Annotated in this window: 17 protein-coding genes and 1 riboswitch; of the genes, 8 read left to right on the top strand and 9 right to left on the bottom strand. The window is 54.9% G+C overall.

The window, feature by feature from the left end; translation table 11 throughout:
• Nucleotides 1–8 precede the first annotated feature (8 nt).
• Together AINA4_RS01385 and AINA4_RS01380 are read right to left on the bottom strand one after the other, a co-directional pair.
• Entirely contained in the window at nucleotides 9–992 is a 984-nt protein-coding gene (locus AINA4_RS01385; protein WP_281787192.1) for a pirin family protein, read from the bottom strand.
• 114 nt (nucleotides 993–1106) lie between these two features.
• Nucleotides 1107–1742, bottom strand: a complete 636-nt coding sequence (locus tag AINA4_RS01380; protein WP_281787191.1) for a hypothetical protein — start codon at nucleotides 1740–1742, stop codon at nucleotides 1107–1109.
• Between the two features lie 134 nt (nucleotides 1743–1876).
• On the opposite strand from AINA4_RS01380, the gene AINA4_RS01375 reads away from it, so the two are divergent.
• From AINA4_RS01375 to AINA4_RS01365, 3 genes are read left to right on the top strand one after another with little or no spacing between them, the layout of a single operon-like run.
• Complete coding sequence (locus tag AINA4_RS01375; protein ID WP_281787190.1) at nucleotides 1877–3424, top strand: glycosyltransferase; 1548 nt, start codon at nucleotides 1877–1879, stop codon at nucleotides 3422–3424.
• Nucleotides 3425–3442: 18 nt separating this feature from the next.
• Nucleotides 3443–3982, top strand: coding sequence for a gamma carbonic anhydrase family protein (locus AINA4_RS01370; RefSeq protein ID WP_281787189.1), 540 nt, complete (start codon nucleotides 3443–3445; stop codon nucleotides 3980–3982).
• A gap of 57 nt (nucleotides 3983–4039) precedes the next feature.
• Nucleotides 4040–5218 carry a Fic family protein gene (locus tag AINA4_RS01365; RefSeq protein ID WP_281787188.1) on the top strand — a complete coding sequence of 393 codons (1179 nt, stop codon included), beginning with the start codon at nucleotides 4040–4042 and terminating at the stop codon, nucleotides 5216–5218.
• Here the strand turns inward: AINA4_RS01365 and AINA4_RS01360 are convergent.
• Together AINA4_RS01360 and glyA are read right to left on the bottom strand one after the other, a co-directional pair.
• Nucleotides 5215–6096: a bifunctional methylenetetrahydrofolate dehydrogenase/methenyltetrahydrofolate cyclohydrolase gene (locus AINA4_RS01360; protein WP_281787187.1), complete on the bottom strand. Its 882-nt coding sequence runs from the start codon at nucleotides 6094–6096 to the stop codon at nucleotides 5215–5217. The genes AINA4_RS01365 and AINA4_RS01360 overlap by 4 nt on opposite strands.
• A complete protein-coding gene (gene glyA, locus AINA4_RS01355; protein ID WP_281787186.1) occupies nucleotides 6090–7370 on the bottom strand; it encodes a serine hydroxymethyltransferase in 1281 nt (426 codons plus the stop codon). The genes AINA4_RS01360 and glyA overlap by 7 nt, the downstream gene beginning before the upstream one ends.
• 49 nt (nucleotides 7371–7419) lie before the next feature.
• Nucleotides 7420–7504, bottom strand: a riboswitch (ZMP/ZTP riboswitch).
• A 33-nt stretch (nucleotides 7505–7537) separates the two neighbouring features.
• Here glyA and purU point away from each other — a divergent pair.
• The 5 genes from purU (at nucleotide 7538) to AINA4_RS01330 (ending at nucleotide 12072) form a co-directional block, all read left to right on the top strand.
• Nucleotides 7538–8392, top strand: coding sequence for a formyltetrahydrofolate deformylase (purU, locus tag AINA4_RS01350; protein ID WP_281787185.1), 855 nt, complete (start codon nucleotides 7538–7540; stop codon nucleotides 8390–8392).
• Nucleotides 8393–8517: 125 nt separating this feature from the next.
• Nucleotides 8518–9267, top strand: coding sequence for a class III extradiol ring-cleavage dioxygenase (locus AINA4_RS01345; RefSeq protein ID WP_281787624.1), 750 nt, complete (start codon nucleotides 8518–8520; stop codon nucleotides 9265–9267).
• Nucleotides 9268–9356: 89 nt separating this feature from the next.
• The gene (locus tag AINA4_RS01340) at nucleotides 9357–10790 is read left to right on the top strand and encodes a ferredoxin reductase family protein (protein ID WP_281787184.1); all 1434 of its coding nucleotides are present in this window, start codon (nucleotides 9357–9359) and stop codon (nucleotides 10788–10790) included.
• Complete coding sequence (locus AINA4_RS01335) at nucleotides 10790–11305, top strand: FMN-binding protein (RefSeq protein ID WP_281787183.1); 516 nt, start codon at nucleotides 10790–10792, stop codon at nucleotides 11303–11305. Before AINA4_RS01340 ends, AINA4_RS01335 begins: the two co-directional genes overlap by 1 nt.
• 5 nt (nucleotides 11306–11310) lie before the next feature.
• Nucleotides 11311–12072 carry an FAD:protein FMN transferase gene (locus tag AINA4_RS01330; RefSeq protein WP_281787182.1) on the top strand — a complete coding sequence of 254 codons (762 nt, stop codon included), beginning with the start codon at nucleotides 11311–11313 and terminating at the stop codon, nucleotides 12070–12072.
• Here the strand turns inward: AINA4_RS01330 and AINA4_RS01325 are convergent.
• The 5 genes from AINA4_RS01325 to AINA4_RS01305 form a co-directional block, all read right to left on the bottom strand.
• A complete protein-coding gene (locus AINA4_RS01325) occupies nucleotides 11981–13894 on the bottom strand; it encodes a heavy metal translocating P-type ATPase (protein ID WP_281787181.1) in 1914 nt (637 codons plus the stop codon). The two genes, AINA4_RS01330 and AINA4_RS01325, sit on opposite strands and share 92 nt — an antisense overlap.
• An 81-nt stretch (nucleotides 13895–13975) precedes the next feature.
• Nucleotides 13976–15628: a FumA C-terminus/TtdB family hydratase beta subunit gene (locus AINA4_RS01320; protein ID WP_281640318.1), complete on the bottom strand. Its 1653-nt coding sequence runs from the start codon at nucleotides 15626–15628 to the stop codon at nucleotides 13976–13978.
• A gap of 16 nt (nucleotides 15629–15644) precedes the next feature.
• Entirely contained in the window at nucleotides 15645–16610 is a 966-nt protein-coding gene (locus AINA4_RS01315) for a quinone oxidoreductase (RefSeq protein ID WP_281787180.1), read from the bottom strand.
• A gap of 22 nt (nucleotides 16611–16632) precedes the next feature.
• Nucleotides 16633–18045 (bottom strand): aminotransferase class V-fold PLP-dependent enzyme, encoded by a 1413-nt coding sequence (locus tag AINA4_RS01310; RefSeq protein WP_281787179.1) that lies wholly within the window; start codon nucleotides 18043–18045, stop codon nucleotides 16633–16635.
• A gap of 76 nt (nucleotides 18046–18121) precedes the next feature.
• Nucleotides 18122–19585, bottom strand: coding sequence for an aminotransferase class V-fold PLP-dependent enzyme (locus tag AINA4_RS01305; protein ID WP_281787178.1), 1464 nt, complete (start codon nucleotides 19583–19585; stop codon nucleotides 18122–18124).
• Nucleotides 19586–19774: the final 189 nt, after the last annotated feature.

The following is a 19774-nucleotide window of genomic DNA, read 5'->3' as shown; positions in this document are numbered from 1 at the left end:
CAGGAAAGTTAGTGCCGGTGGTGGAATGGCTGAAGTGCGTCGTCAGGAATCTGACCAAAACGCCCATAGTTGAAGTCTTCGAGGGCTTGAATAACTTCCTCTTTGGTGTTCATCACAAACGGTCCATAAGCAACGACTGTCTCCTTGATGGGCAAACCACCAAGCAGGAGAACATCCAGTGCTCCATTGCGCGCGTCCTGGACTTTGTCAGCAGTGAGAACAACACGATCACCATCAACCATGACAGCGAGGCTTCCAGCGCTAATGAATGCAGCACTTCCACCCAGCTCGCCTTCACCCACGGATCCTTGACCAGCGAGGGTGTAAGCAAGGGCATTGAACTCTGGGTTCCACGGAATAGACACCGACGCTCCGGGAGCTAACGTGACGTGTGCAATGGTCATCGGTGTCTGAGACTTTCCAGGACCAACATGCCCGTCAATCTCACCTGCGATGACACGAATGAGTGCGCCACCATCTTGGCTGGAGAGCAACTCAACATCTCCACCGGCAAGGTTTTGATAGTTCGGTGCCGTCATCTTCTTTTCTGCCGGCAGGTTGATCCACAACTGGATGCCATGGAAGAAACCACCAGACATCACGAGTTCATCTGGTGGAGTTTCGATGTGCAGCACACCAGAACCAGCAGTCATGTACTGGGTCGCACCGTTTTCGATAATGCCACCACCGCCGTGGTTGTCTTGGTGCTGGAAAGTGCCATCGATCATGTACGTGAAGGTCTCAAAACCACGGTGGGGGTGCCATGACGTACCACGTGGCTCATAGGGTGCGTATTCCACTTCACCCATCTGGTCCATGTGAATGAAGGGATCAATGTCCTGGTAGGAGACTCCAGCGAAAGCACGGGTCACAGGGAAACCGTCACCCTCAAAAGCTTGAGGCCCTCGAGTTACCGACTTAATGGCACGAGCTCGACCCACGGCAGGAGCCAGGTGGGGAAGCGTGAACGTATCAGCGGTGACTGCGGGCATTGTGTTCTCCTTTGTGAGATTCACTACTGATAAGTCGAATAGTTCTTCAAGTATTCCCTGTTAACGATCAATGGCACCCCGAAGGGTGCCATTGACTGAGTTAAGTAACCGAAGTTACTTCTTGACTGCTGGCTTAGCTGCAGGCTTCGCAGCGGGCTTAGCAGGTGCCTTCTTCGCTACGGGCTTCGCAGCAGGCTTGGTTGCAGGTGCCTTCTTGGCAGCTGGCTTGGCTACTGGCTTGGCAGGAGCCTTCTTTGCAGCAGGCTTTGCAGCTGCTTTAGCTGGTGCCTTAGCCGCAGGCTTTGCAGGAGCCTTTGCTGCAGGCTTTGCAGCAGGCTTAGCTGGAGCCTTCTTCGCAACAGGCTTCGCAGCAACCTTGGTGGCTGGCTTTGCAGCAGCAGTTTTAGCAACTGGCTTCTTAGCAGCTGGCTTCGCAGCTGGCTTGGCAGGAGCCTTCTTTGCAGCAGGCTTCGCTGCTGGCTTAGCAGCAGGCTTAGCTGCTGGCTTAGCGGGAGCCTTCTTTGCTGCTGGCTTAGCAGCTGGCTTCTTTGCAGCAACAGTCTTCTTGACTGCTGCAGTGGTCTTTGCTGCGTCTTTCTTGATGGTGGCAGCGGCATCCTTAGATGCTGCGGTCACATCTGCTGCAACGTCTTCAACCTTGACAACAACTTCTGCTGCGGTTGCACCGGCCTGCTTTGCGCCGGAACGGAATGCCTTCTTGAGCGAGGCGAGGAAAGATGACTTAGCCATCGGGAGAACACTCTCTTTTCATATTGGGTGTGCGGGGGAAAATCCTGGTTAAGAGTAACTTGTGAGTTTCCTCGGAGCTTGCTGGTTAGTCGCGAGCCGTCACATTCGGCTTGGGAACGAACTAACATAGGCAGGTGAGTTTTTCCCTCCCTGCCTCGAACTACGTCAGCGTGACCTGGGGTGTTCGACCCGAATCGGGTGGGCTCACCGTCACACTGTTGCACCGCGCAAGCATCTTGAGCCAGGCCGGTGCTGGTCATGTGACTGTTCTGACGTTCGATAGCTATCCCCACTATGACCAAATCGAAGAGCAGATGCGGCAGCTCGGCCGTCTCGATGGAGACGTCTCGATTGAGAACATCTGGGACTGGTTACGCACAGAACACATTCCTGCACGACCTACAGGACCCTCACCCAAACTCAATGAGGCCTTCACGCCCCTGGGTGACGGTGATGAGTTTGAGGAGCTTTACCGAGACGGTGTTCTCTACAGTCGCATCCGCTATGCCGCAGATGACATCACCATCTTGCAAACCGATCACTACCGCGCAGACGGAACGCTGATGCTCAGCGACCGCCGGGACTTCCGCGAGCGCGGAATCCGTGGCGGTCGCCGCATCATCCTCTGTGATCACTCTGGTGAACCATTCAAGTTATGGAAGTTCCAGAATGATTTCTATCACTGGGTGCTTGATCGCAGATTTGGTTCACAACAGACCACCTTCTTGATTGACAGCAAGACGGCAGTGGGAATGTTTGTGGGTTATCGCCGCCGTAATGCACTGACGGTGCACATCATTCAGGGCGCACACATAGAGGGCACAACTTCTGATGGCCGCCCCATTCTTTCGGACGCACGGCACAAGAGCATTCGTGAGTTACCAGGCTTCGACCTCGTTGCTGCACTCACTAAACGTCAGCGCAAGGACATTACAGCTGTCATGGGGGCAAGCCCCAACCTGGTAGTCATTCCCAACTCGGTGCCATTACCTGATCCTGCTTCGATTACGGTGGAGCGCCCGGTGAACCGGGGACTCGTTGTCGCTACGTTTATTCCTCGTAAACGTGTGCCTCTTGCGATTGAAGCAACTTCACGAGCACAGCTGATGGTGGGCTCGGGGTTAATCCTGGATGTCTATGGCGAAGGTGAGACGCGTCCCGAGGTCGAGGCTGCACTGGCTGAGCACAGTGCAGCTGAGTACACCACCTTGCACGGTTACAGCACCACGGCTTTGGAAGAGACAAAGACAGCTTCCTTTATTCTCATTACCTCTGAGACGGAGGGCACACCCCTGGTGTTGTTGGAGGGTATGGCAGCTGGGTGTATTCCGATCGCTTTTGATATTCGCTATGGCCCCAGTGATCTGATTACCCATGGGGTTAACGGCTTCCTCATTCCCGACGGGGATGTCACAGCAATGGCTCAAGCCATTGCCACCTTGCAGCAGCTCCCTGCTGAAAAAGTAACGGCCATGCGCGAGGCAGCCATCGCAACCGTGCAGGGCTTCAACGACGAGGCTGTATTGCAGCTGTGGGGCAAAGAGTTGACGAAGGCGTGGAAGCACAAGTCTGCAGCCTGGTGGCGCGCACTGCGTAAATGGCAGGCCTGGAATGCTGCCCGGCACTATGCACAAACCAATCCTGAAATTGGGCCCAAACTTCCTCCGCCACCTCGGCGTTAACCTTCTAGGCTTGGGTGCATGACTTCTCCTGATGCCCAGATCATTTCTGTTCCCACCTATGGCACTCCGGTCGTAGACGACTCGTGCTACATCGCACCAGGCGGTCGCCTGGCCGGCGATGTCACCTTGCATGCCAACGTGGGTATCTGGTTCAACGCAGTGCTGCGTGGGGACTACGAACCGATCGTGATTGGTGAAGGCTCCAACATCCAAGACAACGTCAGCGGTCACGTTGACACTGGTTATCCCCTCACTCTGGGAAAGAACGTGTCTGTGGGACACAACGCTGTTATTCACGGCTGCACGGTGGAAGATGATTGCCTCATTGGCATGCATGCGACCGTGATGAACGGTGCCGTGATTGGCAAGGGTTCTTTAGTTGCTGCCGGTGCCCTCGTGCTGGAAGGAACCATCGTTCCTCCGGGTTCACTTGTTGCGGGTGTGCCAGCGAAGGTGCGCCGCGAACTCACTCCAGAAGAGCAGGAGGCTGTTCGAAACAATGCGGCCAACTACCGCAAGCGCCTAGAGATTTATAAGACCGAGGCGTCAGAAGCCTAGACATTGTCTGTCTCACATAATATAGTTTAAGTAATTAAACTATATTATGAGGTTCACGTGGGCAGTTTTCTTGAGGGATACTGGGAAGGCGACCCCACCGCCTATTACCGGCAAGAACGACAATCGGGAACATATTCCCGATACATACCCAACAAACTTAGTGAGCTAGAGTTCCAGCCCGATCAAGAGCTCAGCCTTGCTGTTGAAGATGCGCTCGTGGCTTTGGCAGAAGCTGGCACAACTCTTCACTTCACGGCTCGATCCGAGATGATCGGACTTGCCGTCATGAGATCTGAAGCCGTTGCCTCTTCATTCATCGAAGGCGTTTCTGTTTCACCGGCACAACTTCTGCGTATTGAGCAACTGAGGGAGTTGAATCACACTCAACTAACCCAACACAACTCCGAATACGAGGTTCTGGGAAACCTTGATGCACTCAACGTTGCTTCTGCTCAGAGCAATCCAGGGCAACCAATAACACTCGAGCACATTCTCGAAGTTCACCGCGCGCTGATGAGATACACACAATTCGCAGCAAGTGCAGGTGCACTGAGAAAGTCTCAGAGTTGGATTGGTGGCCTGTCACCACTGCATGCAAGTTATGTTGGACCTCCCGCTGAGATGGTTCCGGAACTGATCGCTGATCTACTTGAATTCATCAATTCTCGGAAGCACTCAGCGCTGATCACCGCAGCTATTGCTCATGCTCAGTTTGAGATGATTCATCCTTTCGGAGATGGAAATGGCAGAACTGGTCGTGCGCTAGTTCACTTGATTCTTCAGCAGCGATCCGTGGGCGGAGAGGTACTGATTCCGCTCTCTCGAGTACTTCGTGAGGACAACAAGAGTTACATATTCCAGCTTCAACAGACTCACCCCGCTGTGGGAGATCCAAACTGGAATGAGTGGTGCCTGTATTTCACTCGAGTGTTAGAACAAGCAGCAAGTCGAACAATGTCCTGTGACGCTCGACTGCAGCTACTCTTCGATGAATGGACCAACGCACTGCAAGGAACCAGAAGTGATTCGGCCGTATGGAAAGTGTTGCCGGTACTTTTGGGGCACCCTGTCGTGACCTCCACCTGGCTTCAACACCGCCTGAATTGCACGGCAATGACCGCGGATAATGCCCTAGAACAGTTGACACGTGCTGGGATTATCCGACAGGTCAGTGCAGGAAAACGGAACAGAGTCTTTGAAGCTTCCGAAGTTCTGAAGGAACTCGATCGGCTTTAGTGGGAAGCTAACTCCGCAGCCTTCACCACATTCGCCAAAAGCATTGCCCTGGTCATGGGACCAACTCCGCCGGGGTTTGGCGAGAAGTGACCAGCAATCTCAGCAACCGCAGGATCAACATCGCCGGTGAGCTGTGCTTTGCCCGTTTCTGCATTCTCCACACGAGTAATTCCCACGTCCAAAACAGCAGCACCGGGCTTGACCCACTCAGGTTTGATGAAGTGAGGAACACCCACAGCAGCAACGACAACATCGGCGCGACGAATGTCGTCCTCGATGTTGACGGTGCGGGAGTGAGTGAGTGTCACCGTGGCATCTATGCCCTTGCGTGTTAGCAAGAGTCCCAGTGGGCGACCCACGGTCAGCCCACGGCCCACCACTGTGACATGCTTACCTGCCAGGGGAACACCATAACGGCTCAGTAATTCCACAATCCCTGCAGGGGTGCACGGAAGTGGCGAAGCCAGCTCACCTTCAATACCCATAACCAGTCGACCCAAGTTCATAGGGTGCAGGCCATCGGCATCCTTGGCAGGGTCAATCAGTTCCAGTGCAGCATGCTCATCGAGGCCCTTGGGCAATGGCAATTGCACGATGTAACCGGTGACGGCAGGATCTTCGTTAAGCTGCCTAATGGCAGCTTCAACATCAGCTTGAGTGGCTGTTGCAGGCAAATCAATTCGAATCGAATTGATGCCTACTTCTGCACAGTCGCGGTGCTTCCCCGCGACATACGAATGCGATCCAGGGTCATCGCCAACGAGCAGCGTTCCCAAGCCAGGAGTAATGCCCTGAGCTTTGAGTGCTGCGATGCGTTGTGCGAGTTCACCCTTGACGGCAGAAGCGGTAGCTTTTCCGTCGAGAGTGACTGCTACCACTGCTCGAGGCCTGGGTACAGTGGGAACTTCTCGGTGAGAACCTTCACGCGAGCCTTGAGTGCAGACACATCTGCGCCGGGCTTGAGTGCCTCAGCAATGATGTCTGCAACCTCGGTGAACTCTACGTCGCCGAAGCCACGAGTTGCCAATGCAGGGGTTCCAATACGCAGACCCGAGGTCACCATAGGTGGACGAGGGTCGAAGGGAACAGCGTTACGGTTCACAGTAATCCCGGCAGCATGCAGAACATCTTCTGCCTGCTGGCCATCCAGTGGAGAGTTACGCAGGTCAACCAGAACCAGGTGAACCTGAGTTCCACCGGTGAGGACGTCAACGCCGGCTTCTTTCATGTCTGCCTGAGTGAGGCGGTCAGCAATGATTTGTGCACCACGGAGTGTGCGCTCGGTGCGGTCCTTGAATGCGGGTTCCATTGCCAACTTGAAAGCGGTTGCCTTCGCTGCGATGACGTGCATGAGTGGTCCACCCTGCTGTCCAGGGAACACAGCAGAGTTGAGCTTCTTTGCCAGTTCTTCGTCACGGCTGAGGATCAGACCGGAGCGAGGACCTGCCAGGGTCTTGTGCACGGTGGTGGAAACCACGTCAGCGTAAGGAACGGGGTTGGGGTGCAGACCAGCAGCAACCAAACCAGCGAAGTGAGCCATATCGACCCAGAGCTTGGCGCCGACCTCGTCAGCGATGGCACGGAATTCAGCAAAGTCGAGCTGGCGTGGGTAGGCAGACCATCCCGCGATGATCACAGCAGGCTTGTGCTCGTGAGCAAGCTTGCGTACGACCTCCATGTCGACAAGGAAAGTTTCGGGGTCAACTCCGTAGGCAACAGGGTTGTAAACCTTGCCGGAGAAGTTGAGCTTCATACCGTGGGTGAGGTGACCACCGTGAGCTAGTTCAAGACCCAGGATGGTGTCACCAGGCTGAGCAATCGCGTGCAGAACAGCGGCGTTAGCGGTAGCACCGGAGTGTGGCTGAACGTTGGCGTAGGCAGCACCAAACAGCTTCTTTGCGCGCTCAATGGCAAGGCTTTCAGCTACGTCAACAAATTCGCAACCACCGTAGTAGCGCTTGCCGGGGTAGCCTTCCGCGTACTTGTTGGTGAGGACAGAACCCTGAGATTCCAGCACTGCACGAGGAACGAAGTTCTCGGAGGCAATCATCTCAAGGAAGTCGCGCTGACGTCCGAGTTCATCCTGCAGTACTGCAGCAATCTCGGGGTCAACCTCAGAGAGCGGGGCGTTGAAGGTGTTATCTGAAGACACAGTGGGCTCCTAGGTGTAGACCGGGACAAACCCGGTAACAGGTTTCTTTCGTGATGGCCCAGGCGTTCGGCCACATCCGATCCTTAATCGCTCCCCGATGGATACCCATCTCAACGCCAGTTGCGACAGTGTCAGTCTACCAAGCTTGAAGGCAATAATCTTGAAGTATGTCTGACGCTACGCACTGGGTACTCACCTTTGTTTGTGCCGATAAACCCGGCATTGTTCACGCAGTATCCGGAGCCATTGTTGCAGCCAATGGAAATATCACCGAGAGCCAGCAATTCTCCAGCGATGACACCGGAACTTTCTTCATGCGCTTGCAGGTGGAGACCACTGCCAGCCGTGAAGAATTTGAACTGGCGCTGCAGCCAGTCACCAGCGGATATGACATGGACTGGCGCTTGGATGTGGTTGGTCGCCCACTGCGCACCCTCGTACTCGCCACCAAGGCAGCGCACTGCCTCAACGACTTGCTCTTCCGTCAGCGCGCGGGACAACTGCCTGTCGATATTCCTCTCGTGCTCAGCAACCACACAGACCTGGCAGATCTCGCCGGCTTCTACGGCATCCCCTTCGAATCCATGCCAGTGACCTCACTCGAGCAAAAAGCAGCATTCGAGAAGCGACTACTTGAGGTCGTGGAAGAACATGACATCGAATTGGTTGTTCTAGCCCGCTATATGCAGGTTCTCTCTCCCGAGTTGTGTGACAAGCTCGAAGGCAAAATCATCAACATTCACCACAGCTTCCTGCCCGGCTTCAAGGGGGCAAACCCCTACAAGCAGGCTCACGCTCGCGGTGTGAAACTCATTGGTGCCACCGCCCACTTCGTCACCACAGACTTAGATGAAGGCCCCATCATTGAGCAAAACGTGGTCCGTGTAGATCACTCCCGCACGCCAGAAGAACTCGTCGCCATCGGTCAGGATGAAGAAAGTCGCACCCTCACTCAGGCAGTGAAGTGGTTCGCTGAAGACCGCGTACTCCGCGATGGTCAACGCACCATCATCTTCAAATAGTTCACCTCAGAACAACGCTGAGGGAATAAAACCGCACAAGAATCACTTCTTGCCTGTGTAAAGAACTTCTCTGTGATGTATTGCGAGACCCTATTGTGAGTGACACCACACAGCCCGTCCTGTTCATGAGCCATGGTGCACCCATGCTGGTCGACGACCAGCGCTGGTCAGGTGAACTTGCCTCATGGGGTAAAGAACTGGATAAGCCCAAGCAGATCTTGATGGTCTCCGCACACTGGGAAGAAGCTCCCCCCACCATCAGCTCAACCCAGGAACACACTCCCCTGGTCTATGACTTTTATGGGTTCCCCAGCAAGTACTACGAGATGCAATATGACACTCCTGCAGCGGGGGAGTTAGCCGCTGAGGTTCTCGGCGTGCTCGGACCCCAGGTCCAGCAGGACCAGGGCCGAGGCCTCGACCACGGTGCTTATGTTCCGCTCACCCAGATGTATCCCGATGCGGATGTTCCTGTGCTGCAGTTATCTTTACCGAGCTTGAACCCGGTGGAACTGTTCGAGATGGGGCGCAAGCTTGCTCCGCTGCGTGATGCCGGAACAATGATTATTGGGTCGGGATTCACAACCCACAACTTGCGCTGGTTCAACCCCGGTGCCGGTCCTGATGTGACACCACCCCAGGCCTCTGCGGAATTCGATCACTGGGCTGCCGAAGCGTTAGAAAACAAAGACATTGATGCGTTACTGAACTTCTGGGATGACGCTCCTGCTGCCCATGAAGCACATCCCCGCATTGAACACTGGGCTCCGCTCTATGTTGCACTGGGTGCTGCATTAGACAGCGGTTTAGATAACACCAGCGCTATTGACGGTTTTTGGTATGGACTGTCCAAGCGGTCTTGGCAGTTTGCCTAATTTACTTCTACATCTTGTAGAATAATCTTCATAAGTAATTCATAGGTTGCCCATAGGGTCCCTTCAGATAGCCCTGACAGGTTTATCTCATGACCTCAACCGCACCCCTGCCCACCAAAGCAGCTACACGGAGAAATAACGTGGCTACCCAACGTGAAACGCAGATCAAGAAGCGCTACACCGCTCGTCTGCGTCGCGGTGATCTGCTCGAGACCATTGTCTACTTCTCTGTTGCCATCGTTCTTGCACTTTTCCTCGCAGACGGCGGAGCAACATACTTCCTGAGCCTTAAGGATGTCACCACCGGTATCGGCATTGTCACCGGCCTGGTCGGCTCTGACCTCATGCTCATCATGCTCATCTTGGCTGCACGTATTCCTGTAATTGACCGCACATTCGGTCACGACAAGGCTTTGGCCGTGCACCGCAAACTGGGCAAGCCAGTGTTGTACCTGATCCTGGCTCACATGTTCTTGCTCATGGTTGGCTACGGCATTGCTCAGGGCTTGAACCCGATTGCTGAAGCAATCGACATGATTGTGAACCAGCAAGATATGTCTATCGCGTTTATCGCGACCGGACTTTTGATTGCCGTCGTAGTTACCTCGCTGGTGATTGTCCGCCGCAAGCTCTCCTACGAGTTCTGGTACATCGTGCACCTGCTCAGCTACGGCGCAATCCTGCTTGCCCTGCCCCACCAGTTCACACAGGGAATGATGTTCGCTGAAGGAACCTGGGCTCGCTGGTACTGGATGGCACTATATGTCGGTGCCCTGGCTTCCATCACCATCTTCCGCGTGATCATTCCCGTAGCCAGCTCGCTGCGTCACGACCTACGCGTGAGCTCAGTAGATATTGAAGCTCCCGGTGTTGTTTCGGTCACCATGACCGGTCGCGACATTAATGCTCTGCGTGCACAGGGCGGACAGTTCTTCACCTGGCGCTTCTGGGCTCCCAACATGTGGTGGGATGCACACCCTTACTCCCTCTCGGCACACCCAGATGGTCGCTCGCTGCGTATCACAGTGCGTGACCTAGGCAAGGGAAGTGCACGTTTGCTCTCTCTCAAGCCCGGTACTCGCGTGAGCTTCGAAGGTCCCTATGGAATCTTCACTGATGCGTCGAGAACCACCAAGAAGGCCGTCTTTGTTGGTGCAGGTATTGGTATCACCCCCATCCGCGCCATCTTGGAAAGCTCAGACCTGGATCCTCTCGAGGCAACCGTGATCCTTCGCGGAAGCGACGCCCAGGATGTCTACCTGTGGCAGGAAACCTATGACCTCTGCGTAGAGAAGTCCGCATCGCTGCGCGTCCTGGTAGGTCACCGCCCTAAGGGTGTGAACACCTGGCTTTCAGCCGAGGCATACAGCAAGGGTGAAAGCTTGCTTACCCTGGCACCCCAGATCAAAAACTCCGATTTATACATATGTGGCCCTACCCCTTGGACGGACCTCGTGGTCCGTGACGCGAAGCGTCTGGGTCTTCACGATCACCAGATCCATGCAGAAAGGTTTGATTTCTAATGCGCGCTCGTAGTGCTTTCTTTGCCGGAATGGGTTCGGCAGCGATCATCGCTATCGGATGGCAGGCAGGAGTGGGAACTCTTGTTTCTGCTCTTCCTGAGAGCCAGGCTTCTGCCTCAGGAACCAGCAACTCTGCCTCCTCGGCAACAACCTCTAACTCCTCCACGAGCACAACCGACACCAGTGCGGCAGCACCTGCTGCCACCACAGCACCGGTTGCCTCTGGTCCTGCAGATGGAACCTATGACGGTTCTGTGGTGAACACACGTTTTGGAACTGTTCAAGTTCAGGCAGTCATCTCTGGCGGAAAGATCACCGACGTCATTGCCGTGAAGCTCACGGATGCCGACCGGAAGTCCATTGCGATCAGCCAGCAGGTTGCTCCCATGGTTCGCTCGGAAGTGTTGACTGCACAGTCCGCACATGTGGCCAATATCTCTGGTGGTACTTACACAACTCAGGCTTACTTGCAGTCCCTGCAGTCTGCACTGGATGCTGCTGGCTTCACTGGCTAAACATCATGGCTGTCCACTCGTTTGAGACCATGGGAACCATGGTCAGCATCCGAATTGCTGATGCTGATTTGGGCACTATTGATGCCATCCCCGTTCTCAACGAAGTGGAGCACAACTTCGCCCAGCTCAATGAGACATTTAGTTTGTATCGGGAAGACTCCGAAGCCTCCCGCATCGCCTCCGGCGAGCTCGCTCTGGCAGATTCCAGTGAACTCATGCGTGACGAATACGCCCGGGCTCTGCAATGGCGTGATCGCACCGGAGGTGCGTTCACCCCGCATCGCCCCGATGACGTTATTGACCTTTCAGGAACCATCAAAGCGGTTGCCATCGATCAAGCTGCAGGGATACTCACTGAAGCTGGCTTTGCCAACTTCAGTGTGAATGTTGGTGGTGATCTCACCACTGCAGGTAACCAGGCAGAGGATATCCCTGGCTGGATTACCGGCATTGTCGAACCTTCAGACCGCAACACATTGCTGGCAGCTGTTCGCCTGACAGAAGAATTTCCCGCGATGGCCACCTCCGGTTCGGCCGAGCGTGGGGAACACATCTGGTTGCGTCCAGAAACAACCAAAGAGTTTGTTCAAGCCAGTGTGATTGCCAACGACATCATTACTGCTGATGTGTTAGCAACCGCCATTATTTCTGGCGGGAGCGAGACGCTCAACCAAATCACACAAGACTTTTCTGTGGCTGTAGTGACGGTTGGCTTAGATGGAGCCGTGCAAGCAAACGCGAAGTTCCAAGAGCTCGTAGCGCGTTAAGAATTGTCACCACGTCAATAATTTCTTGGAATCCAGCACCCACCACGGCAGGAATGAATCCAAAAGTGGCTAAGACCATAAGCACCAAGCTCAGAGAGATACCAATCCAAATGCTTTGGGTTGCAATCCGAATGGTTTGCTGACCTATTTCAATCGATCTGGCTACGCGGTGCAGGTCATCTTTCATGATCACGACATCAGCCGATTCGCTCGCGGCAGTGGAGCCCCTAGCTCCCATGGCCACACCCACATCTGCCGCTGCGAGCACAGGTGCATCGTTGACACCATCGCCCACCATCATCACCGGACGGTTCGTCACTGCTTCAACCGCACGAACTTTATCCAGCGGTAGGCATTCTGCTTGCACGTTGGTCACACCGAGTGCATCAGCCACATGCTGAGCAGTGACTTTGCCATCACCGGTGAGCATGAGGGTGTGCTTAATCCCTAAGGCAGACAGCCACTGCAAGGTTTCTGGCGCATCGCTGCGCAGTTCATCACGGAGCAGTAATGCTCCGGCGAACTTTCCATCGATGGCGACATACACAGCTAGTTCACCTGCGGCAATTTCTACCCGCACAGCTTGTGGGTCATGCTCAGCAATGAAGCTGTATTTGCCCACCACTACTGTTTTGCCATCGATGGTGGCAGTGAGTCCTGAAGCAGTGGTTTCTTTGACGTTCTCACACGGAGCAATCGTGATGTTGCGAGAGCGGGCCCCCTCGACGATCGAGTGGGCCAGGGTGTGGGCAGAGTATTGCTCAGCAATCGCAGCTAAACGGATGAGTTCGTTCTCGTCCACGCCTGGAACAGTGACGACGGAGCTCAACACGGGCTGACCGTGGGTGAGCGTACCTGTTTTGTCAAAGGCCACCGTTTTGATTCGGGCCAACTTTTCTAACGTTCCGCCGTTTTTCACGATGATGCCGTGACGAGCTGCCCGGCTCATTCCGGCAATAAAGGCAACCGGCGCCGCAATGATGAGCGGGCACGGTGTGGCTACGACCAACACCTCAGCAAAACGAGTGGGGTTACCACTGAGCACCCAGGCAGTAATAGCCAGGACATAGGCAGCGATGGTGAACGGAATCGCATAGCGATCTGCCATGCGGATAAATGGTGCTTTACTTTCTGACGCTTCGGTAACCAACTGCACAATGCGCTGATATTGGCTATCTTCCGCGCGGGCGGTCACTTCCATTCGGATGGCGGCGGCACCATTGACTGCACCACTGATCAGTGCCTCACCGGTGACGCGCTCCACCGGAATGCTTTCACCGGTGAGTGAAGATTCATCGAGTGTGGCCTCGGGAGAAAGCAGTGTTCCATCAACGGGAATGAGTTCCCCAGGCTTAATCACGACAATGTCACCCACGTTCAGATCGCCCACGGGGCAATCCTCGGTGGCAAAGAGCGCACCGCGCTCGGCCCCCGCACTGGAATACACCTCACGGTGGGCAATCTGGGGAGACTTATCCAACAGTGCCGTGAGCTCTTGCTTAGCTCGTCGTTCGGCATAGTCCTCAAGCGCTTCACCACCGGTGAACATCAAGACGATGATGATGCTGGCCCAGTATTCCCCCACCAACACGGTGGCAATGATGGCGGTGACCGCCAAAACATCCACACCCCAGTGGCCTTTGATCAGCGAGCGAACCATACCGACAGATTCTTTAGCCGCCACAATGAGCGCAAAGATACTCAACAGCCATTGAGCAATCTCGTTCGCGCCGGAGAGTGCGAACCCGGCACCAACGAGGGCAACAACCCCCGTGGCACTGAACAGGGGGTTCTTCCGCAGGAAACTGACGACCGTGTTCATCTTTCCAGTCTGGCACTGAACACCATGCGCGTGGTTAAACAATGCAGGGGCTCACAGAGCCCCTGCATAACGTTGATGTGTTTACTTCGTGCGAGTGGGACCGAGAAGCAAAGGCTTGCTGGTGTCCATGGTGAAGAAGTCATTGCCCTTATCGTCGACGACGACGAAGGCAGGGAAGTTCTCTACCTCGATTTTGTAAACAGCTTCCATGCCCAGTTCGGGATAGTCGATGATTTCCATCGAGCGAATGCTGTCTTGAGCCAGGCGGGCAGCAGGACCACCGACCGAACCCAAATAGAAACCACCGTAAGTGCCACAAGCCTTGGTTACGACAGAGGAGCGGTTACCCTTGGCCAGCATGATCATGGAGCCGCCAGCCTTCTGGAACTCTTCGACATAGCTGTCCATGCGGCCTGCCGTGGTGGGCCCGAAGGAGCCGGTAGGCAAACCTTCGGGAGTCTTTGCGGGGCCTGCGTAGTAGATGGGGTGGTTCATTGCGTAGTCAGGCAGGCCTTCACCACGTTCCAACCGCTCACGCATACGCGCATGCGCGATGTCACGGGCCACAATCATGGTTCCGGTGAGCATTACACGAGTACCGATAGAGCAGGCAGAGAGTTCTTTGAGAATCTCTGGCATGGGTTGGTTCAAGTTGATGGGAACACCCGGTGAAGCTTCCTCGATGGCCTCAAGACCAGTCTCAGGAATGAAACGGGCAGGGTCGTGTTCAAGCTCCTCAATAAAGACTCCGTCTTTATTGATGGTGGCCAGCAACTGGCGGTCTGCGGAGCAGGACACGGCAATCGCAATTGGCAACGATGCGCCGTGGCGAGGTAGACGAACAACACGTACGTCGTGGCAGAAATACTTGCCACCAAACTGTGCACCAAACCCAATGGTTTGGGTCATCTCGAATACCTTCTGCTCGAATGCTTCGTCACGGAAGGCTTGGCCTTCCTTGCCACCTTCGGTGGGCAGGGAGTCCAGGTAGTGGGTGGAGGCCAGCTTGGCTGTCTTCACGGCGAAGTCTGCGGAAGTTCCACCGATCACAATGGCCAGGTGGTAGGGAGGGCAGGCAGCCGTTCCGAGGCTGGCAATCTTCTCTCGCAGGAATTCCAACAGGCGCTGCTCTTCGAGCACTGCCTTGGTCTCTTGGTAGAGGAAGGTCTTGTTGGCGCTACCGCCACCTTTAGCCATGAATAAAAATTCATAACTGTCCCCCTTGGTCAGGGAAATATCTACTTCGGCAGGAAGGTTGGTTCCGGTGTTGACCTCATCCCAGAGGGTCACGGGAGACATTTGGGAGTAACGCAGGTTGAGGTCGTGATACGCCTTAGCAATACCGTTGGTGATGTATTCGGCATCGCGACCATCGGTCAAGATGCGGTGGCCACGCTTAGCCATGACTAGTGCAGTTCCGGTGTCCTGACACATGGGCAGCACGCCACCGGAGGCAACGTTGGCATTCTTGAGAAGATCCAACGCAACATACTTGTCATTGCCGGAAGCTTCAGGGTCATCCAAGATTTTGCGCAGCTGTGCCAGGTGGGCTGGGCGCAGGAAGTAGTTGATCTCGCGGTAGGCGGTGTATGCCAGGTTCTCGAGGGCTTCAGGTGAAACCTGAGTGAAGGTGTGTTCACCTAATGTGACCGATTCAACACCGTCTGTGCTGAGCAGCTTTGAGTCATAGTCAGATGACTGCCGGTGAATAATCTGATATTCGCCCTTGTTCATGTGTGCCTTATCTTTCTCAGGGAAGCAATAACAGTTTGCCGGTGGTTTTCCGGCCAGCCAAGTCGTCATGAGCCTGTGCAGCTTGCGCTAGCGGGTATGTTCCGCCAATACGAACGTTGAGTTTGCCGGAAATGACGGCTTCTGTGAGCTCACTCCAGCGCCAATTGCGTTCTTCAGCAGTTAAGAGGTAATTCCACAGTGTGGGCCTAGTAATAAACAGGGAACCACCGGAATTAAGTCGTTGCAGATCAAATTCGGGCACCGGTCCAGAGGCGGCACCAAAGAGCACCATCATTCCGCGAATAGCCAAAGACATCAGCGAACGGTCAAAGGTGGCTTGACCAACGCCGTCGTAGACGACGTCTACGCCGCGGCCGTTGGTCAGCTCCCGGACGCGAACATCAAAACCGTCATAGGACAACACCTCATCCGCACCGGCTTCACGGGCAAGCTCAGCTTTGAATTCATCTGAGACGGTGGTGAACACGCGCGCTCCGCGCATCTTGGCCAGCTGAATCAACAACAACCCCACACCACCAGCACCGGCATGAATCAGCGCGGTGTGCTCAGGGCCAAGGGCAAAGGTGGAAGAAGACAAATAGTGCGCGGTGAGACCTTGCAACGGCAGCGCAGCTGCCGTGAGGTCATCCATGCCTTCAGGAATGAGTAAAGCTTTCTGAGCATCAACGAGGGCATGCTCGGCGTAGGTGGAGATGCCATCGGTGAAGGCAATGCGTTGACCCACTTCAAGGGTGGTCACACCCTCACCGAGTGCTTCGATAACACCCATTCCTTCAGCACCAAGAACGGTGGGAAGGGGAACAGAGTAAAGGCCCTTGCGCTGATAAATCTCAATGAAGTTCACACCCGTGGCACGCATCTTCACCAACACCTGTCCGGGGGCAGGTGTTGGTGTGGGAACCTCAGTGAAGTTCAGGACAGAGGAGTCTCCGAATTCGGAGATCACAATGGCGTTGGTCATAGCCATCATTCTTCCACCGAAGTTAGTGATGCAGTTTGTGACTGAGTTCTTCGATGACCTCGAAGAATACGTCAACATCCTCTTCTTGAGTTCTGAAGTTGGTGTAACACGGACGAAGCCAGACGTGCCCATCAATATCTGCTGGCGAGAGATAGACACGGCCATCTTCCACAATCGCTTTACACAACTTCGCGTTGTGTTCACTAATCTGCGAAGGGTCAGTCATTCCTTGAGGAATGTATTGCAGGGGAACCACAGAGAGCTGCGGACGGTGTGGCATCACGCGGTAGCGAGGGTTAACACTGGCGCGGTCATAGGTGATCTGTGCCAGGTGCAGATCATGTTCGATGGCTGCACGGAATTGTTCTGCACCATGGGTTTTGAAACCGAGCCACAGCTTCAATGCACGAAGTGGTCGTGAGTATTCCAGCGTCACATCGACAGGGTTAGCGTCTTCGGTGTTGTGTGGCATGTATGCCTCGTTGTGCCCGAAGGTTTCAGCCAAGGCTGCATAGTCACGCACCAACAGGATGCTGCAGGCCTTGGGCACAAAGAGCCACTTGTGTGCATCGATAGTGACAGAGTCAGCTAATTCAAGACCATCAAAGAGTTCGCGGGTGGAGTCTGCTCCCGCTGCAGGTGCACCATATGCGCCATCCACGTGCATCCAGACGTTATACGTCTGGGCAATGCGGGCAATTTCTCGCAGTGGATCCACAGCACCGGTAAGCGTAGTTCCAGCACTGGCAATAATGGCCATTGGCTTCACGCCCTGAGCAATGTCTTCTTTGATGCTCTTTTCCAGCTCTGCTGGAATCATGCGGCGCTGTTCGTCGATAGGAATCGAACGAATGGCCTTGTTTCCCAGGCCGAGCAGTTCCACTGCTCGGCGGTTGGAGTAATGGGCTTCACTAGAGCAGTACACAGCCAGTGGAACACTGTTTCCGTATTCCCGAGATTCGGGGAGAACTTTTTGTCTCGCTACAGCCAAGCCCGTGATGTTGCTGACAGTTCCACCAGAGGTGAAGAGCCCACGAGACCCGGTGTATCCGATGAAGTCACCAAGCCATTTGCCTGTTTGCACTTCCAACAGGGTGGAGGCTTTGGAATTCAGCGCAACATTGATGTCATAGCTTGCAGCTAAGAAGTCGGCGACAGCGCCAACTTCCAGTCCGCTGGAGCCGATATAGGCCAAGAAACGTGGTCGGGATTGCGCAATGGATTGATCCAGCACTTCTGCTGCCAATTCCAGCGCATCTGATGCGTCCATGCCGGTTTCAGGAAGGCTCTCTTGAAGCAGTGCTTTGGTTTCGTTGGTGAACTCTGGTTCACCCTCGCGGGCCTTGTCTTGGCCTTGCCACATCTTGTTGACGATGTCGAAGGTTTCTTCCAAGACACTGTCACGTTCGTCACCTAAGCGAAGGAAATCATGCATGAGTTCAGGCTAGAACCGCAGATGTCCTAGAGCGAGAAAAGAGCCCAGAACCTTGTCTGACAGGTCAGACAATGAGCTAGCGAACAACCCAGAATGAACTGACGTCGGAGTCGTGTGCTCCGCGCACATACCCTCCAGGGCCTGTGGCTATTGCCTGCAAGAACTCGACCACCTCTGTGGTGATGACTTCTCCGGGAAGCACGTTCGGGATTCCTGGCGGGTAGGCCGCCAGGGAATCTGCACTGATGCGGCCGATGGCTTCCTTAGCTGGAACGAGTTCACGTGCGGCAAAGAAGGCTGTGCGGGGAAGAACCTTCATTTCTCCTGGCGCAGGTAACGGAAGCACTTCGGCAGTTTGTGAGGAGTTTCCATCCGGGGCAGCAAGCGAAACCAGTGCTGAGACAAAGAAGTCGGCATCGAATTCCATGCCTGGCCCCACCAGTGCCACGATGCAACTGTGGGAGGCAATCTCGCAAAAGATGCCGAATTCGTCCATGAGAGCTTCGCGCAGATCAGGGCCACTTCGGCCTAGGCGGTGAACATCAATCGAGACGTGCAAGGGGTCGTGGGTAACAATGTCAGGGAATAGATCAAACCCGTCACTGACCACAGACAGCCACTCAGATGCGCGAACGGCATCGCGTAAGCGATCTGCCGAGGCGATCGCGAGCGCGATGCGGTCGTGCCCGTATTCCAACTCATCGCGAGCAATATCCAGTGAAGCCAGCAGGAGTGCGCTTTCGCTGGTGGACTGGTTGAGAGAGAAAGCGCTCTCGAGCAGTGGCTCAAGTTGGTCTGCGAATGGTCCCTCGCCCAAATGGAGCATGGCCGATTGGGTCAGTGATCCCCCGAGTTTGTGGGTACTCGAGACCAGCACATCTGCACCCAGTGCCAGAGGGTTCACTGGCACGTCAGGGTGGAATCCAAAGTGTGCACCCCACGCCCCATCAACAATGAGGGGCATTCCTGCTGCGTGAGCAATCTCAGCCAAGGCAGCAATATCTGCCACAGCTCCGAAATAGGAGGGGCTAATCACATAGGCAGCTTTGGCATCGGGGTTCTCGGCAACAACCTGAGCAAAAACCTCCGGCGTAATGCCGTGGTTGATGCCGTGTTGAGTATCAATGGTGGGCAGAACAAAGCGGGGTGAGATTCCGCCAAGAATAATGCCGTCAATAAAGCTGGAGTGGGCACTGCGCTGAGTAATCACCGGTTGTTCAGCGGAGCCAAACTGTGCCAATGCCAGTGCGGCCATTCGGTTTCCCTGGGAGGCACCGTTGGTGAGAAACCAGCTCCGGCGGGCACCCCACGCACGTGCCGCTGCCCGCACTGCTCGATCGAAAGGATTGTTTTCTCCCTTGTCCAAGCCACTGAGCAACGGTTGGGCATCGAGCAGGAGAGCCTCAGGGCCAAAGAACACAGCAAGGGCTGGAGATGCAGCTGCCGAGGCATTGTGACCAGGGGTGTTGAGGCGCAGGGTCTCCCTGCGAGCGAACTCTCCGAGGGCGTGAGCGTAAGGGGTTCTCTCTGAAGCATCCATGGTCATACTCTGACTCTGTCACCTTCTTCCCCGTGAAGGAAATGAAAACTTTACGCCCCGCTCACATAGAGAGTAGGTTGAGGCGGGCTCCGGCATTTCTGCCAAGCCCTATCCGGAATAATTACAGGGTGCGCAGACGTTACAGTCTGTGGGTTCGAGAGCTCACTTTTCTCTCCTGAACCACAGAAA

The organism is Aurantimicrobium sp. INA4 (assembly GCF_027924525.1).
GTDB lineage: Bacteria > Actinomycetota > Actinomycetes > Actinomycetales > Microbacteriaceae > Aurantimicrobium.
The sequence above is the reverse complement of the archived record's forward strand: the minus strand, read 5'-3'. Positions and strand labels throughout refer to the sequence as shown.

Bases quoted from the DNA above. Each gene is read 5' to 3' on its own strand.
- AINA4_RS01385 (WP_281787192.1), bottom strand. From the start codon at position 992: ATGCCCGCAGTCACCGCTGATACGTTCACGCTTCCCCACCTGGCTCCT.
- AINA4_RS01380 (WP_281787191.1), bottom strand. From the start codon at position 1,742: ATGGCTAAGTCATCTTTCCTCGCCTCGCTCAAGAAGGCATTCCGTTCC.
- AINA4_RS01370 (WP_281787189.1), top strand. From the start codon at position 3,443: ATGACTTCTCCTGATGCCCAGATCATTTCTGTTCCCACCTATGGCACT.
- purU (WP_281787185.1), top strand. From the start codon at position 7,538: ATGTCTGACGCTACGCACTGGGTACTCACCTTTGTTTGTGCCGATAAA.
- AINA4_RS01345 (WP_281787624.1), top strand. From the start codon at position 8,518: ATGAGCCATGGTGCACCCATGCTGGTCGACGACCAGCGCTGGTCAGGT.
- AINA4_RS01340 (WP_281787184.1), top strand. From the start codon at position 9,357: ATGACCTCAACCGCACCCCTGCCCACCAAAGCAGCTACACGGAGAAAT.
- AINA4_RS01335 (WP_281787183.1), top strand. From the start codon at position 10,790: ATGCGCGCTCGTAGTGCTTTCTTTGCCGGAATGGGTTCGGCAGCGATC.
- AINA4_RS01330 (WP_281787182.1), top strand. From the start codon at position 11,311: ATGGCTGTCCACTCGTTTGAGACCATGGGAACCATGGTCAGCATCCGA.
- AINA4_RS01325 (WP_281787181.1), bottom strand. From the start codon at position 13,894: ATGAACACGGTCGTCAGTTTCCTGCGGAAGAACCCCCTGTTCAGTGCC.
- AINA4_RS01320 (WP_281640318.1), bottom strand. From the start codon at position 15,628: ATGAACAAGGGCGAATATCAGATTATTCACCGGCAGTCATCTGACTAT.
- AINA4_RS01315 (WP_281787180.1), bottom strand. From the start codon at position 16,610: ATGACCAACGCCATTGTGATCTCCGAATTCGGAGACTCCTCTGTCCTG.
- AINA4_RS01310 (WP_281787179.1), bottom strand. From the start codon at position 18,045: ATGCATGATTTCCTTCGCTTAGGTGACGAACGTGACAGTGTCTTGGAA.
- AINA4_RS01305 (WP_281787178.1), bottom strand. From the start codon at position 19,585: ATGGATGCTTCAGAGAGAACCCCTTACGCTCACGCCCTCGGAGAGTTC.